The sequence below is a fragment of the Arthrobacter sp. FW306-04-A genome (assembly GCF_044358315.1).
Classification (GTDB): Bacteria; Actinomycetota; Actinomycetes; order Actinomycetales; family Micrococcaceae; genus Arthrobacter.
Window position 1 is genome coordinate 2,895,994 of the sequence record NZ_CP084559.1, and the last position, 13,835, is coordinate 2,909,828.

Annotated in this window: 16 protein-coding genes and 1 riboswitch; of the genes, 12 read left to right on the forward strand and 4 right to left on the reverse strand. The window is 63.4% G+C overall.

Translation table 11 applies throughout. The features are described from left to right. The first annotated feature begins 30 nt into the window (after positions 1 to 30). The 3 genes from LFT43_RS13330 (at position 31) to LFT43_RS13340 (ending at position 1,696) form a co-directional block, all read left to right on the forward strand. Complete coding sequence (locus tag LFT43_RS13330; protein ID WP_395797480.1) at positions 31 to 879, forward strand: DUF4097 family beta strand repeat-containing protein; 849 nt, start codon at positions 31 to 33, stop codon at positions 877 to 879. Further along, positions 879 to 1,493 (forward strand): PadR family transcriptional regulator, encoded by a 615-nt coding sequence (locus tag LFT43_RS13335; RefSeq protein ID WP_395797482.1) that lies wholly within the window; start codon positions 879 to 881, stop codon positions 1,491 to 1,493. The genes LFT43_RS13330 and LFT43_RS13335 overlap by 1 nt, the downstream gene beginning before the upstream one ends. 128 nt (positions 1,494 to 1,621) lie before the next feature. Then, positions 1,622 to 1,696, forward strand: coding sequence for a 50S ribosomal protein bL37 (locus LFT43_RS13340; RefSeq protein WP_369299106.1), 75 nt, complete (start codon positions 1,622 to 1,624; stop codon positions 1,694 to 1,696). 79 nt (positions 1,697 to 1,775) lie between these two features. On the opposite strand, the gene rsrA is transcribed toward LFT43_RS13340, so the two are convergent. Next, a complete protein-coding gene (gene rsrA, locus LFT43_RS13345) occupies positions 1,776 to 2,033 on the reverse strand; it encodes a mycothiol system anti-sigma-R factor (protein WP_265977188.1) in 258 nt (85 codons plus the stop codon). Next, positions 2,030 to 2,779, reverse strand: coding sequence for a sigma-70 family RNA polymerase sigma factor (locus LFT43_RS13350; protein WP_395797484.1), 750 nt, complete (start codon positions 2,777 to 2,779; stop codon positions 2,030 to 2,032). The genes rsrA and LFT43_RS13350 overlap by 4 nt, the downstream gene beginning before the upstream one ends. A gap of 310 nt (positions 2,780 to 3,089) precedes the next feature. Here LFT43_RS13350 and LFT43_RS13355 point away from each other — a divergent pair, with 310 nt between their 5' ends. The 7 genes from LFT43_RS13355 (at position 3,090) to LFT43_RS13385 (ending at position 10,318) form a co-directional block, all read left to right on the forward strand. Next, complete coding sequence (locus LFT43_RS13355; protein ID WP_395797486.1) at positions 3,090 to 3,605, forward strand: DoxX family protein; 516 nt, start codon at positions 3,090 to 3,092, stop codon at positions 3,603 to 3,605. A 6-nt stretch (positions 3,606 to 3,611) separates the two neighbouring features. Further along, entirely contained in the window at positions 3,612 to 5,006 is a 1,395-nt protein-coding gene (gene aroA, locus LFT43_RS13360) for a 3-phosphoshikimate 1-carboxyvinyltransferase (RefSeq protein ID WP_395797488.1), read from the forward strand. Positions 5,007 to 5,008: 2 nt separating this feature from the next. Then, complete coding sequence (locus LFT43_RS13365; protein WP_395797490.1) at positions 5,009 to 6,124, forward strand: ribosome small subunit-dependent GTPase A; 1,116 nt, start codon at positions 5,009 to 5,011, stop codon at positions 6,122 to 6,124. A 77-nt stretch (positions 6,125 to 6,201) separates the two neighbouring features. Beyond that, positions 6,202 to 7,014 carry a histidinol-phosphatase gene (gene hisN / locus LFT43_RS13370; RefSeq protein ID WP_395797492.1) on the forward strand — a complete coding sequence of 271 codons (813 nt, stop codon included), beginning with the start codon at positions 6,202 to 6,204 and terminating at the stop codon, positions 7,012 to 7,014. Positions 7,015 to 7,175: 161 nt separating this feature from the next. After that, positions 7,176 to 7,288: riboswitch (SAM riboswitch) on the forward strand. Positions 7,289 to 7,323: 35 nt separating this feature from the next. Further along, positions 7,324 to 8,748: an aminotransferase class V-fold PLP-dependent enzyme gene (locus LFT43_RS13375; protein WP_395797494.1), complete on the forward strand. Its 1,425-nt coding sequence runs from the start codon at positions 7,324 to 7,326 to the stop codon at positions 8,746 to 8,748. A 50-nt stretch (positions 8,749 to 8,798) separates the two neighbouring features. Beyond that, positions 8,799 to 9,575, forward strand: a complete 777-nt coding sequence (locus LFT43_RS13380; protein ID WP_395797496.1) for a class I SAM-dependent methyltransferase — start codon at positions 8,799 to 8,801, stop codon at positions 9,573 to 9,575. Positions 9,576 to 9,604: 29 nt separating this feature from the next. Further along, entirely contained in the window at positions 9,605 to 10,318 is a 714-nt protein-coding gene (locus tag LFT43_RS13385) for a metal-dependent transcriptional regulator (RefSeq protein ID WP_395797498.1), read from the forward strand. A 57-nt stretch (positions 10,319 to 10,375) separates the two neighbouring features. Here the strand turns inward: LFT43_RS13385 and LFT43_RS13390 are convergent, their stop codons facing one another. Further along, positions 10,376 to 11,824, reverse strand: a complete 1,449-nt coding sequence (locus LFT43_RS13390; RefSeq protein ID WP_395797500.1) for an MFS transporter — start codon at positions 11,822 to 11,824, stop codon at positions 10,376 to 10,378. A gap of 73 nt (positions 11,825 to 11,897) precedes the next feature. Here LFT43_RS13390 and LFT43_RS13395 point away from each other — a divergent pair, with 73 nt between their 5' ends. Both LFT43_RS13395 and LFT43_RS13400 read left to right on the forward strand, forming a co-directional pair. Continuing rightward, positions 11,898 to 12,272, forward strand: a complete 375-nt coding sequence (locus LFT43_RS13395) for a hypothetical protein (RefSeq protein WP_260404800.1) — start codon at positions 11,898 to 11,900, stop codon at positions 12,270 to 12,272. Between the two features lie 122 nt (positions 12,273 to 12,394). Then, the gene (locus LFT43_RS13400) at positions 12,395 to 12,535 is read left to right on the forward strand and encodes a hypothetical protein (RefSeq protein WP_268021188.1); all 141 of its coding nucleotides are present in this window, start codon (positions 12,395 to 12,397) and stop codon (positions 12,533 to 12,535) included. Positions 12,536 to 12,598: 63 nt separating this feature from the next. Here the strand turns inward: LFT43_RS13400 and LFT43_RS13405 are convergent, their stop codons facing one another. After that, a complete protein-coding gene (locus LFT43_RS13405; RefSeq protein WP_395797503.1) occupies positions 12,599 to 13,597 on the reverse strand; it encodes a S1C family serine protease in 999 nt (332 codons plus the stop codon). Positions 13,598 to 13,835: the final 238 nt, after the last annotated feature.

Here is a 13,835-nt window from a genome sequence, read left to right on the forward strand (position 1 = left end):
ACGCGATATATCGCATCCTTTGGAGGGGTCATGTCAGAAGAAAACTGGACCGTTACCGGCCCGCAGACCATCGACGTCGACGGCGTCCGCTCACTTAAGCTGGGGATCGTCAAGGGCCGCTTCGACGTGGTCACGCACGATGAACCAATCGCCAGGATCGAAGTCTCGGAAATCGACGGTGATCCACTGAGCGTCAGCCTCGTTGACGGCCGGCTCGAAGTACGCCATCAGTTGCACGGCCCGCAAGGTTGGTTCCGGAACCTTATGGGGACCGTCAACAACACCAGTACGAACACCGTCGTCATCAGCATTGCATTGCCCGCCGGTGTCGACGTCGAAGCAGGAACCGTGGGCGGTGACGGAATGGTGTCGGGCGTCACCGGTCATATCCGCCTCAACACGGTTTCCGGGTCCGTTCTCGCAGACGGCACACGCGGCGAGCTTCAGGTCAACACCGTCAGTGGCGAAGTCATCGCCCGCAACCACGACGGCATCATGACCGCCAAGAGCGTCTCAGGCGAGGTCACGGCCTCGGGCCGCTTCAAGAACATACGGGCCAACACTGTCAGCGGCGACCTCAGCTTCGATCTCCACGGCTACACCCAGGATTTCGGAGCCAATTCCGTATCGGGCGACCTCACGATCCGCCTGCCGCATGACGTCGGAGTCGACATCGTTGCCAAAACGGCCAGCGGCACCGTGATGATCGATGACCAGCTTTACGCCCAGGGAGGCGGCAGGGTCCAGACCATCGTTGGCCCCGACGAGCGCCTCATGGTGGCGCGCACCAATTCCGTGTCCGGAAAAACCTCAATCATCCATGGCAGCGCGCCCACCCCCGGAACAGCACACACGGTCCCCGGAGAAGAGGAAGTCTGATGCCGCCCGTCTTTGCCCACGGAGCCCTCCGGCTCTATCTGCTGGCACTCCTGGAATCGGGCCCCAAGCACGGCTACGAACTCATCAAGGCCCTCGGCGAACGCTTCGGCGGGACCTACTCTCCCAGCGCCGGAACCATCTACCCGCGCCTTGGCAAACTCGAGGAAGAAGGACTGGTAGCCACCAGCAGTGATGGGCGCCGCACCAACTACTCCATCACCACTGCCGGACTGGCGGAGCTCAACAGCCGGCGGCAGGAACTGGCCGACGTCGAGGACAACATCTCTGCGTCCGTGCGGCGGTTGGCCGATAATCTCCGCGAGGACATCCGCAGCAACATGCGCGGCTTGCGGGCGGACCTAGCGGCAACCGCCGAAGCCGCACGCGCCAATGCGAAGTCCCCGGAATTCCAGTCGTGGGCGGGAAGCTACTCGCCTGAGGGACACCGGATCCTCAAGGAGGCCGAGATGATGGTCCAGTCCTTCCGCGATGACATCCGCGTGGAACTGCGACAGCATGCGGGGTCCAGGGCCCTGACTCCGATCGCCCTTGAAACCGTGCGGACCGTCCTGGACCAAGCTAGGATCTCCATCCGAAATTCCCTGCGGGGCTGAGTCCGGAATCCACTAACGGGCTGGCGCAGCGCCTTCCACCCTTGATTTTCCGGTTCGCGGGGCGGCCCCCGGATGTGGGAGACTGGAGGGCAGCTTTATTGAGTATCAAGAATCTAAGGAGGCCAGCTATGAGCAAGCGTGCACGTAAGCGTCGTGACCGTAAGCGCGGCGGCGCAAACCACGGCAAGCGTCCCAACACCTAAGCCAGCGGCTTAGCGTAAGACTTAATGCGGAGGGCCCCGGAAACCATCAGGTTTCCGGGGCCCTTGCCGTTCCAGGCGCTTAGACGTCCACCGACTTCATCGAGTGGATCCTGTCCAGGATCGAGTTCTTGAGGTTCTCAGGAGCCGCCTCCGTGCAGGAGCGCTTCACCACGGTGCGAATGACGCACTCAAGGTCGTATTGCTCGGTGCACTCCGGGCAGTCTTCCAGATGCACTTTGATCTCTGCGATGTCTTCACGGGTCAACGCACCATCGAGGTACTCGTAGATACGCTGCATCCGAGCATCGTCGCAGTCGCCCAATCCTTGGCAGCTCATTTCCTTTTCTCCTGTTTTTTGCTTGCGGCCGCGCCCACGGCCAAGACCTTTTCTTCCGCGCCGGCGCTGATTCCCCGTTCCGCGGCGTAGTCCGCCAGCAGATCGCGCAACATTTTCCTGCCGCGATGAAGCCGGGACATGACCGTCCCGATCGGGGTATTCATGATGTCTGATATTTCCTTGTATGCGAAGCCTTCGACGTCAGCGAAGTACACCGCGAGCCGGAATTCCTCCGGAATGGACTGCAAGGCGCTCTTCACGTCCGAGTCCGGCAAATGATCCAATGCCTCCGCTTCCGCGGAGCGCAGCCCCGTGGACGTGTGCGATTCCGCCCGCGCCAGCTGCCAGTCTTCGATGGTGTCCGAATTCGACTGCAACGGTTCGCGCTGCCGCTTCCGGTAGAGGTTGATGTACGTGTTGGTCAGGATGCGGTACAGCCATGCCTTGAGGTTGGTACCCGGCTTGTACTGATGGAAGGCCGAGAAAGCCTTGGTATAGGCCTCCTGGACCAGATCCTCGGCGTCGGACGGATTTCTGGCCATGCGCATGGCAGCCGAATAGAGCTGATCGACATATTGCATGGCGTCGCGTTCGAAGCGCGCCCTCCGTTGTTCAGGAGTCTCGGACGCAAAGTCCACTGCAATCTCGACGTCGGCCTCAACAGCTGCGTCGTCATCGGACGCTGCGTCCGCGACTTCCGTCGCTGCTTTGTACATGGCCGCTGCGGCCGGATCCATGGTGCTCATTGCATCCAAGTCTACTGTCACCCTCCGGGAGTCCACCGGCAGCTCCCGCTCAAGCGCCAAGTGTTCCTCGCGGTCCTTAACCAAAGCCAAAAAACCATCTCCGCTCAACGACGCTGACACAGGCGCGGCACAACACACACGCCCAAACCCCGAGGTCCAGCCCATACCGCACCTTCTTCTGACAACGGCAGGCTCCGGGCAAATATTCCACAAAGATGCAAGACTAGATCCGACTGCACCCCGTGAACACCGCACCACTCGAACGCAGCACCACCTGACCATCGTGGCAAGCCCTCCAGGAGGCAAAGACATGTCCCTCGTCCGTTTTCTCGCCAGGCCAATGTTGGCTTCCAGCTTTGTTGTCGCAGGGCTGGACAAGCTCAAGAACGCGGATGACACTGCCGAGCAGCTTTCTCCCCTGCTCCGCCGTGCTTCGAAGTCGCTGCCCTTCCCCGCGGACGAAAAAATGCTGGCGCGCGTCATCGGCGGCACGCAGGTAGGCGCGGGCGCCTTGCTCGCCCTCGGCAAGTGTTCCCGGTTCTCGGCTACGCTGCTTGCGGGTATATCGGTGCTGAACACTTTTGTCGAATGGCGTTCCGCAGACATCAGCACGAAGGAAGGCCGGCTCGCCCGCCGCGCCCAGTTGCTCAAGAACATATCCCTGACCGGCGGCGTGCTGCTCGCCGCCGTGGACACGGCCGGCCGGCCAAGTCTCGCGTGGCGCGCCGAACACCTCGCGATGGACGCCAAGAAGGCCACGGGCAAGCAGCTCAAGAAGACAGACCGCGCAGTTCGCAAGGCCGTAGACAACGCAGTTGGAGCATAAGGAAGCATGCCAGGAACCCCCGCCACGCAGACAGATGAATCAGGCAGCCCTACAGCCTCCGCACTCCCTTTGTGGCCGGCGCCTTTCGCCGGCCATCCCGTGGATGCCACGGTCACGGTTCCGGGTTCCAAGTCGCTGACCAACCGCTATCTCATTCTGGCGGCATTGGCCGACGGCCCGTCCCGGTTGCGGGCACCCCTGCACTCGCGGGACTCCGCCCTGATGGTCGAAGCCCTGCGCCAGCTTGGTGCAACCGTTAAGGAAGTTCCCGGCGACGGACAGTACGGCCCGGACCTTGAAGTCACCCCGATGGACGCGGCTGCAGCTGTTCCTGAGTCCGCCATCGACTGCGGACTTGCCGGCACAGTCATGCGCTTCGTGCCGCCCCTTGCCGCCCTCCGCAACGGCACTTCGGTGTTCGACGGCGATCCACACGCGCGCCAGCGGCCGATGGGCACCATCATCGAAGCCCTCCGAACACTCGGGGTAGAAGTCAGCGCGGTGGACGGGCAAACGGCCGCCTCTTTGCCGTTCAAAGTTTCCGGTACCGGTTCAGTTCGCGGTGGCCACCTCGTCATTGATGCGAGCGCCTCTTCGCAGTTCGTCTCCGCCCTCCTGCTGGTCGGTGCCCGCTTCGAAGAAGGCCTGCACTTGGAACATGTGGGCAAGCCCGTGCCGAGCCTCGACCACATCAACATGACAGTTTCGGTTCTGCGCGGCGTGGGAGTCCAGGTGGATGACTCCGTGCCGAACCATTGGCGCGTGACCCCCGGCACCATCCAGGCCTTCGACGAGAGGATCGAGCAGGATCTCTCCAACGCGGGACCGTTCCTCGCTGCGGCGCTGGCCACCAAGGGAACCATCCGAATCCCCAACTGGCCTGCAAACACCACGCAGGTCGGCGACCTCTGGCGGGACATTCTTGCCACCATGGGCGCCACGGTCACGCTGGACAACGGCACGCTGACTGTCACGGGTGGCTCCGAAATCCTGGGTGCCGACTTCGATGAAACCAGCGAGCTCGCCCCCACCGTGGCGGCATTGTGCGCCTTGGCCTCAGGCCCTTCCCGGTTGAGCGGTATCGCCCATTTGCGCGGCCACGAAACCGACAGGCTTGCCGCACTGGTCGCCGAAATCAACCGGCTTGGCGGAGACGCCGAGGAAACCAGCGACGGCTTGGTGATCCGCCCCGCAGCGCTGCATGCCGGCGTCGTGCACAGCTACGCTGATCACCGCATGGCGACCGCGGGCGCCATCCTTGGGCTCGCCGTCGAGGGCATCCAGGTCGAAGACATCGCAACCACTTCCAAGACCATGCCCGAATTTCCGCAAATCTGGGCGTCAATGCTCAGTGGTAGCCCAGCGGCCGCGGACACCGGTTCAACGGAGACAAGCAACTAACGATGGCTCGCGACGCAAGCTCCTGGGACGAAGCCGATGTCCGGATCCGCCCCAACAAGAAGGGCACACGCCCCCGCACGAAGGACCGCCCCAGCCACGACGACGCCGTGATCGGGCGCATCATTACGGTCGACCGCGGCCGCTACACCGCGATTGTGGGCGAAAGCTCGGACAACGAGCGCATCGTCATTGCGGCCCGTGCCCGGGAACTCCGGCGCTCCCCCGTGGTCCCCGGAGACTTCGTGGCCCTCGTCGGCGATGTGTCCGGAGCGGCGGATACCCTCGCCCGCCTCGTGCGCGTCGAGGAGCGAAAGACCCTCCTGCGGCGAAGCGCCGACGACACGGATCCCATCGAACGGGCCGTGGTGGCCAACGCCGACCAGCTCGTGGTGGTGGTTGCGTCTGCCAACCCGGAGCCGCGGACCGGCTTCATCGACCGCGCCTTGGTGGCAGCGTACGACGCCGGGATCGAGCCGCTGCTGCTCGTCACCAAAGCGGATGTCAAGGATCCCACGGAACTGCTCGCCAATTATGTGAGCCTGGGTTTCCCGATCATCATCAGCCGGACGGCCGACGCAGGCGCCTCCGGCATCGACGCCCGCTCCGACGATGGCTTGTCCGCCCGGCTTGATGGCGACGCCGTCGGCCAACTGCGGGACTACCTCGACGGCAAGGTCACCGTTCTCTTGGGCCACTCCGGCGTCGGGAAGTCCACCATGGTGAATGCCCTTACTGGCGCCGAACGCGCCACGGGTGGGGTCAACGCTGTCACGGGTCGGGGCCGCCATACCTCGTCCTCAGCCCTTGCATTGAAGCTCAGCGACGCCCCTGGCGGCAGTTGGATCATCGATACGCCCGGCATCCGTTCTTTCGGCCTGGCCCACGTGAACCCGAATCGCATCCTGCACGCCTTCCCGGATCTGGAACCCGGAACGGAATCGTGCGAGCGGGGTTGCAAGCACGATGCCTCTGCGGTCCGTTGTGGCTTGGACTCGTGGGTCGCTGATGGCCATGCCGGCGAGGCTGGCCCCGCCCGCCTGGCGTCGTTGCGTCGGCTCCTTGGCGCGGACCCGCGCATGGAAGCCCAAGAGGCCAAGGAATTGGGCACGGTCAATTGACAGCAGGTCAACTGACCGCGCGGTGATTGCCGTCCTACCTCCCCGGTTCACTGGCGAATAGACGGTAGTTTGGAACCATGACCCAACCCGATTCGAGCTACAACGACGACCTGCGGCTGGCCCATGTCCTGGCCGACTCCGTCGATTCCCTGACAATGGAGCGGTTCAAGGCACTGGACCTTCAGGTCGAGACCAAACCCGACCTGAGCCCAGTGACCGATGCCGACAAGGCTGCCGAGGAAGCAATCCGCGGGCAGCTCTCCCGTTCCCGCCCCCGCGACGCCGTTCTGGGGGAAGAATTCGGCAGCACCGGCCACGGCTCAAGGCGTTGGATCATCGATCCCATCGACGGGACCAAGAACTTCGTGCGTGGCGTACCCGTCTGGGCAACGCTGATCGCCCTCGTGGACGAGGGCGAAGTTGTGGTGGGCCTTGTCAGCGCTCCGGCCCTCGGCAAGCGCTGGTGGGCTGCCAAGGGCTCGGGGGCCTACATGGGCCGGTCACTTGCCGCTGCCACCCGGTTGAAGGTCTCCAACGTGTCACGGCTTGAGGATGCCTCGCTTTCCTACTCCGAGCTTTCCGAGTGGAAGCAGCACGGCTTGCTCGACAACTTCCTTGGCCTGGAGAACGATGTCTGGCGCAGCCGCGCCTACGGCGATTTCTGGTCCTACTGCCTCGTGGCCGAGGGCGCCGTGGACATCGCCGCCGAGCCGGAACTCCAGCTTTACGATATGGCAGCCTTGGTGCCGATCGTGACCGAGGCCGGCGGACGCTTCACGTCCCTGGAGGGCGCAGACGGTCCCTTCGGCGGCAATGCCGTGGCCACCAACTCGATCCTGCACTCCGAGGTCCTCAAGCGACTTAACCCCGAGCTCGACGACTTGCTCTGAACCTCCCCTTTCACTGAATAATCGACGGCGGACGCCCCCTTTTCGGGGCGTCCGCCACTTTTTCTTCGGCAGACTGCACATTTTCCGGCGATCGTAATAATCCGCTTAACAATCGCCGGTCACATTGGAACCTGCCCTGCGGGTGTCCTAGTCTCTTTACAGGTCACGAGTGCCAGCGCGAAACCCCGGTTTGCTGGCCGGCAACCCTCCATCGCGGCGGGGTGCCCCGGGTGACGACCTGGCCGGTCCGGAACGGATGCGGCAAGCGCGGACCCCCTGCACACAGGGGTCCCTCTTGAGTGAGGTCCCATGAGCACAGCCACGTTTACTTTTCCCGCTCTCCCGCAGCACAACGAATCCACGCAGCAGCGCGGTGAATCCCGATCTCCGGCATCTCGTCCGTTGGCCGCGGTTACTGGCGCAGAGCTGCAAGCGCCTCTGATCCAGGGCGGCCACGTCCGCTACGCCAATCTTGACTACGGCGCCTCGGCGCCTGCCTTGACCGTAGTTTCGGCATATCTCAACGAGATCCTCCCTTACTACGCGAGTGTCCATCGCGGCGCAGGCTATGCCTCACAGATCAGCACCTCCGTCTATGAAAACGCCCGCAACATCGTCCGCGACTTCGTTGGTGGCCGGGCAGACGATTCCGTGATTTTCACTCGCAACACCACCGATTCGCTCAACCTCCTGGCCGGCTGCGTGCCTGCCGAGGACGGGCGCCACATTGGCGAAGTCCTCTATCTGGACATCGAACACCACGCCAATCTCCTGCCGTGGCAAGCCGTCCCGCACCGCAGCATTGTGGCAGCGGGAACTTTGGCCGGCACTCTAGCCAATGTCCGCACGGCGCTCTCCCACGGGGGCGTCAGCCTCCTGGCAGTCACGGGTGCCTCCAACGTGACGGGCGAGATCCTGCCCATCAAGGAACTCGCTGCTTTGGCCCACGAGTTCGGTGCGCGGATTGTTGTGGACGCGGCACAGCTCGCTCCACACCGGCGCATCGATATCGCCGCGGCGGATATTGACTACTTGGTTTTCTCTGGTCATAAGCTCTATGCGCCGTTCGGCGCAGGCGTCCTGGTGGGACGCCCCGACTGGCTCGACGCCGGCACACCCCACCTTGCTGGAGGCGGAGCAGTCCGCGAGGCACGCCTTGACTCCGTGAGCTGGGCCACGGGACCGGCCAGGCACGAAGGCGGCTCGCCGAACGTGCTCGGCGCGGCAACCCTCGCACGGGCCACGCAGGTCATCGCCAGCCTGGACCACGAGGAATGGCATGCCCACGAAGCCGCCATCCGTACGCATTTGGTTGATGGCCTCAACGCGATCGACGGCGTGACCGTCCACCAGATCTTCAGCGACACCGATCCCCAAGACACCATCGGCGTCGTGAATTTCTCGCTCCAAGGCTACGACGCTGGCCTCGTGGCGGCCTATCTTGCGGCCGAACACGGCATTGGCCTCCGCGATGGGCGTTTTTGCGCCCATCCGTTACTCAAGCGATTGGGCCTCCCGTCCGGATCCCTGCGGGCCAGTTTCGGCGTGGGGTCACGGCTGGAGGACGCCACCCGGCTCATCGCGGGCATCCAGGCGCTAAAAAGCAACGGCCTCGGCTGGGACTACGTGGTGGATGCCGGCCGTTGGGTGCCTGCGAACGACCACCGCAGCTACCCGGAGTGGGCTCCCAACACCCCGGGGACCGCGGGCGCAGCTCCCTGCAGTACCGACTGATTGCGGTAGATTCGTAGGGTATTTTTCACGTCCTACGAAGGAGTTCCTGCGTGGCCCCGCGACCCAAAGGCACGTCAGCCGGCCCCAAGCTCTATGAGGAACGGCGCCTTGAGCTCGGTCAGAGTTTCCAGGACGGCGGGGAGCACTACGACCGTGTCCGGCCCGGCTACCCTGCGGATTCAGCGGATTGGCTCCTGCCGGAAGGGGCGCAAGACGCGGCGGACCTGGGAGCCGGGACCGGAAAGTTCACGGCGCTCCTGGTCGAGCGCGGGCTGGCCGTCTCCGCGGTGGACCCTTCGACGGACATGCTCACGCAACTGCGCAAGACGTTCCCGCAGGTGGTCGCCCTGGAGGGAACGGCCGAGGCAACTGGACTGGCGGACTCAGCATTCGACGTCGTCAGCGTTGCCCAAGCCTGGCACTGGTGCGATCCCCTCGCAGCCAGCACCGAGATCGCCCGGATCCTGCGCCCCCGCGGGGTTGTCGGCTTGATCTGGAACCAGTTGGACACGTCGGTGCCTTGGGTCCACCGCTTGTCCCGCATCATGCATGCCGGCGATGTCCACAAACCGGACTTCCGGCCTGTGGTGGGACCGGAGTTTGCCTGCCTCGAAAGTCACGTGACGCATTGGGAGGATCCCGTGACTCCGGCTGACATCCTCGAACTGGTGAAGTCCCGCAGCTACTACCTGAGGGCGAATGACGCCACCCGGGCCAAGGTGATGGGGAACCTCGAGTGGTATCTCTTCGAGCATCTGGGTCACGCGGAGAGCGAGGTCATCCCGCTGCCGTACCTCACGCAGAGCTGGCGGGCGTGGAAGGTCTGAGGCCGCTGGTTCAAGATAGGCTTGTAACCGTGAAGACCAGTGCGCCCTCCTCCTCGATCGAGGACTACGTCAAGGTCATCTACTCCTTCACGGAGTGGCAGGACAAACCCATCACGTCCTCGCAGCTGGCGCAGCGGCTAGGCGTCGCCAATTCCTCCGTCTCGGAGATGGTCCGCAAGCTCAAGGACCAAGGCCTGGTGCACCACCAGCCTTACAGCGCCATCACGCTGACCCCCCGGGGAATGCAGCTTGCCCTTGACATGGTCCGTAGGCATCGCCTGATCGAGACCTACCTCGTGAGGGAGTTGGGCTATAGCTGGGACGAAGTCCATGACGAGGCCGAGATGCTCGAGCACGCCGTCTCCGACACCTTCATCGACCGTATGGCAGCCAAGCTGGGCAATCCCGGACGCGATCCCCACGGTGACCCTATCCCCGCGGCGGACGGTTCAGTGACCCTGCCACATGCGCACCGGATGATCGAGCTCGACGACGGCCACTCCGGAAAGATCACCCGGATCAGCGACGAGAACCCGGAGTTGCTGCGCTACCTGTCTGCCGAGGAAATCGACCTTGATGCCAAAATCCAGGTAATTGGCCGCAAGCCGTTCGGCGGCGCTCTGGTGGTCCGGATCGGACAAGGCCCGGGTAGCCGCGACTACGATCTCGCCGACGAAGTCACGTCGGCGCTTTGGGTAGCCACCGACACCGCGCACGAAGGTTGCGTCCTCGCGGAACGCTGACGGAACGGCCGCTGGACCGCATGCGTCTTGGACACCCTGCATCTTCGAAAGCACTGCTCAGGCGCGCTGGGTTGCCGTCCCGCCGTCGTCGGGGGCTTGACCTTCCGGAGATTCCGTCACCGCGGCCAAGACCGGGTTCCGGATCCCGACGGCTGATGCCGCCGCCCCGAGGAAGAACAGCACCGCAGTGACCACCACCGCATTGATGAGACCTTGGCGGCTGAAGACCGGGCCGATGATAAGCCCGGCGAACGCGATGCAGATCAAGCCGGCAATACGGGCTACGGCGTTGTTCACGGCGGAGCCGATCCCTGCCTCTTCGGTGGGAACGGCACCCAGGATGGCCGCGGTGAGGGGCGCCACCAGGGTGCTGAGGCCGATTCCGAAGACAATCTGCCCTGGTAGCACCTGCGTCCAGTAGTTCAAGGGCTCCTGGACGGCCATGGTCATGAGGAACCCTATTCCACAGATGAACGGTCCCGCCGTCATGAACCATCGAGGACCGTACTTGCCGGCCAGGCCGCCGAAGAACGAGGCTGTGAGCATCAGGATCACGGTCGCGGGAAGCAGAGCGATGCCGGCAGTTGTGGCTTTCATTCCTCCGACTTGCTGCAAATAGATGCCCACGGCGAAGAAACCCAGCGACAGGGCGCCATAGATGGCCAGCGTGGCCAGGTTTCCCCAACCGAAGTTGCGGATGCCGAAGAGCCGGAGGGGCAGCATTGGCTCCGGGGTCCTGGCTTCGTGGATCAGGAACAGGGTCATGCCAACGACCCCGACGGCGAGCGGCATCCAAACCAGCATGTTCCCCCAGCCCATCCGTCCCTGTTCGATGAAGGCGTAGACCGGGCCACCGAGTCCCACCATGGCCAGGAATGCTCCGAGGTAGTCGATCTTTTTGCTCGTGTCCGTCGCGGCATCGGACTTCCGCAGCCCGGCGAGGATCGGCCAGACGGCAACGGCCGGAACCACATTGATAAAGAAGATGACGCGCCAGGACAGCAGGTCGACCGACACGCCGCCGATCAGCGGGGCGACGATGGCAGCCGCGCTGGTCCAGCCGGACCATTGGCCGATTGCCTTGGACTGAGCCGGCCCCGAGAAGAACGTGACAATCATGGCGAGCGAACTCGGGACCAGGAGTGCACCGGCGATCCCCTGCAAGGCCCGTGACACTACCAGCACCTCCCCGTTCCAGGCGAGACCGCAGATGACGGATGTGATGGTGAAACCGGCGAGTCCCCATTCCAGGATCCGCGCACGGCCGAAATGGTCGGACAAGGATCCGGCGACCAGGATCAGCGCACCCAGGGTCAAAAGGTAGGCATCCACCACCCATTGCTGGATGACAAGTCCACCACCCAATTCGCGCCCAATCGCCGGGAGCGCGAGGTTCACCACGAAGCCATCCAGAATAGCGATGAAGGAAGCCACAATAGCCACAACAAGGACCCGCTTTTGCAGCGGAGTGCTTGGCAGCAGGGCCGCTGCGTCGGTCATGAGCACAGCCTACGCCTGCTTGTCCGCTGACGCCGGGATTCCTCCGGATCCTGCCACGGCGAAAGTCCCGTATCGTTGAATGGTGATTAGCAGACGTGATGCCGCACTGGCCCTTGATATTTCGATGGAAATGGCCCAACGCCACGGCATCCCGTCAAGGCTTTCAAAAGCCGAGCTGACCGAGCTGCAGGACAACCCACCGCAGTGGCTCGTCCAATCGCGCGCCAACCGCACCGGCAAGCGCCCCGTATGGGTTCACCTGAGCTGTGTGGTGTGCGGTTACACCGAGGCTGCACGTCCCAAGAAGTGGTGGCCGGAGTTCACCTACGTTTTCTGCGGACACCACCGCAACAGCGAGGTTCCCGGAATCCTGCCCGGCGAGGTCCGCAGCGAGTACGAAGGAATCGGCTCGCGATTCGTGGGCATTGTTGACGTTCCGGCGTCCGAAGCCTAGCTGTTGGTGCGTTGAGCGGCCGGTTGCTTTCGGCCGAAACAAGCGTAGTTTACAAAGAGAGGGCCTTTTCAGGACCCTCTTTGCAGGATCTTCAGGGAAGATCCGTAGTTAGGGAGCATGACATGCCTGACAAAGCGCCGCACCAGCACGAGGCGAAGAAGAGTATCAAGTCCATCAAGGAGAAACGGGCCGTGAAGCGTGCCAAGCACGAATCCGACGCTGCCGTGGATCCCGTGGCCCATTTGAGGATGAGGAAGAAATAGCAAAAAGCCGGGGCCACTGGCCCCGGCTTTTTGGCGAACTGGTTCCATCACGGCGCCGGCTCCTCATGAATCCGCGTCAGTCATTTCGCTGGGCACGGCCACAATTGCGTGGACTTTGCCATCGCGCAGGACCGTCAGCAGGAACGGCTCTCCTATGGCCTGCGAAAACAAGAGTTTCTGAAGGCTTTCAGCACTGGATACGGCCCGCGACTGTGCACTGAGGACAAGATCGCCCGCCAGCAGTCCCGCTCGCTCAGCCGGAGATCCAGCGATGACTTCCACCACCCGGAGTGCTTCTTTCTGGCCTGTCCGGATCACCGCACTCGCGTCCAGCGGAATAGGGGTGCTCACCAAGCCGAGGTACGCCCTGCGGACCCGTCCGTCCCTGAGCAGGGCGGCGATGATCCGTTGAGTGGTGGTGTTGATGGGCACGGCAAGCCCGAGGCCCAAGCCAGCCACAGCGGTGTTGATTCCAACTATCCGCCCCTTGGTGTCGGCAAGGGCTCCCCCGGAATTGCCCGGGTTCAATGCTGCGTCGGTCTGGATGACGTCCTCGATGACCCTGCTGTGCCGGCCGGACCTGACCGGGATGGAACGTCCGAGCCCACTGACGACGCCCGCGGTCACTGATCCTGCGAGCCCTAGCGGGTTGCCCACGGCGATCACCAATTGGCCTACGTGCAGTGACTCAGCGTTGCCCAATGTGGCGGGCGGCGGGGTGTGGTGCCCACGAACAATGGCGAGATCGGACAAGGGATCCGCACCGACGAGTTCGACGTCGGTATGGGTTCCGTCGGCGAAGATTGCCCGCCCGGAGCGGAGACCCGAGACTACGTGGGCGTTGGTCAGCATATAGCCGTCACCCGTAAACACCACAGCCGATCCACTTCCGATCCTGACTTGGCCGTTTCTGCGGGCGCTGCTCATCTCCAAAGCTGCAACATGCGGCGTGACCGTCTCTGCGACGTGCATCACTGTCCGCGAGTATGCGTCCAAGGCTTCGTCATCCGACGGGGCGTCAGGGATGTCCTCGGGAAAAGTTTGTTCCGGCAACGTACTCATCGTGCACCTCCTGTAACCGGTGGTGTCTATATCAACGAATACTCTGCTGCGGTTAGTCCGTTCCGTCCTACGCCGTGGGTGAACGAGAGTTGGCGCCGAACCCCACGGGACATGCCGCCGTCGGACCCTCTCTGAACGGAAGCACCGCGCGGGCGGCTTTCGTGACTCTCCGTTGGTTAACAACCACGCCTGGCGCATCGAGGCAGCTGTCGAGTAGGAAATCCCCAAAACAAGCAAC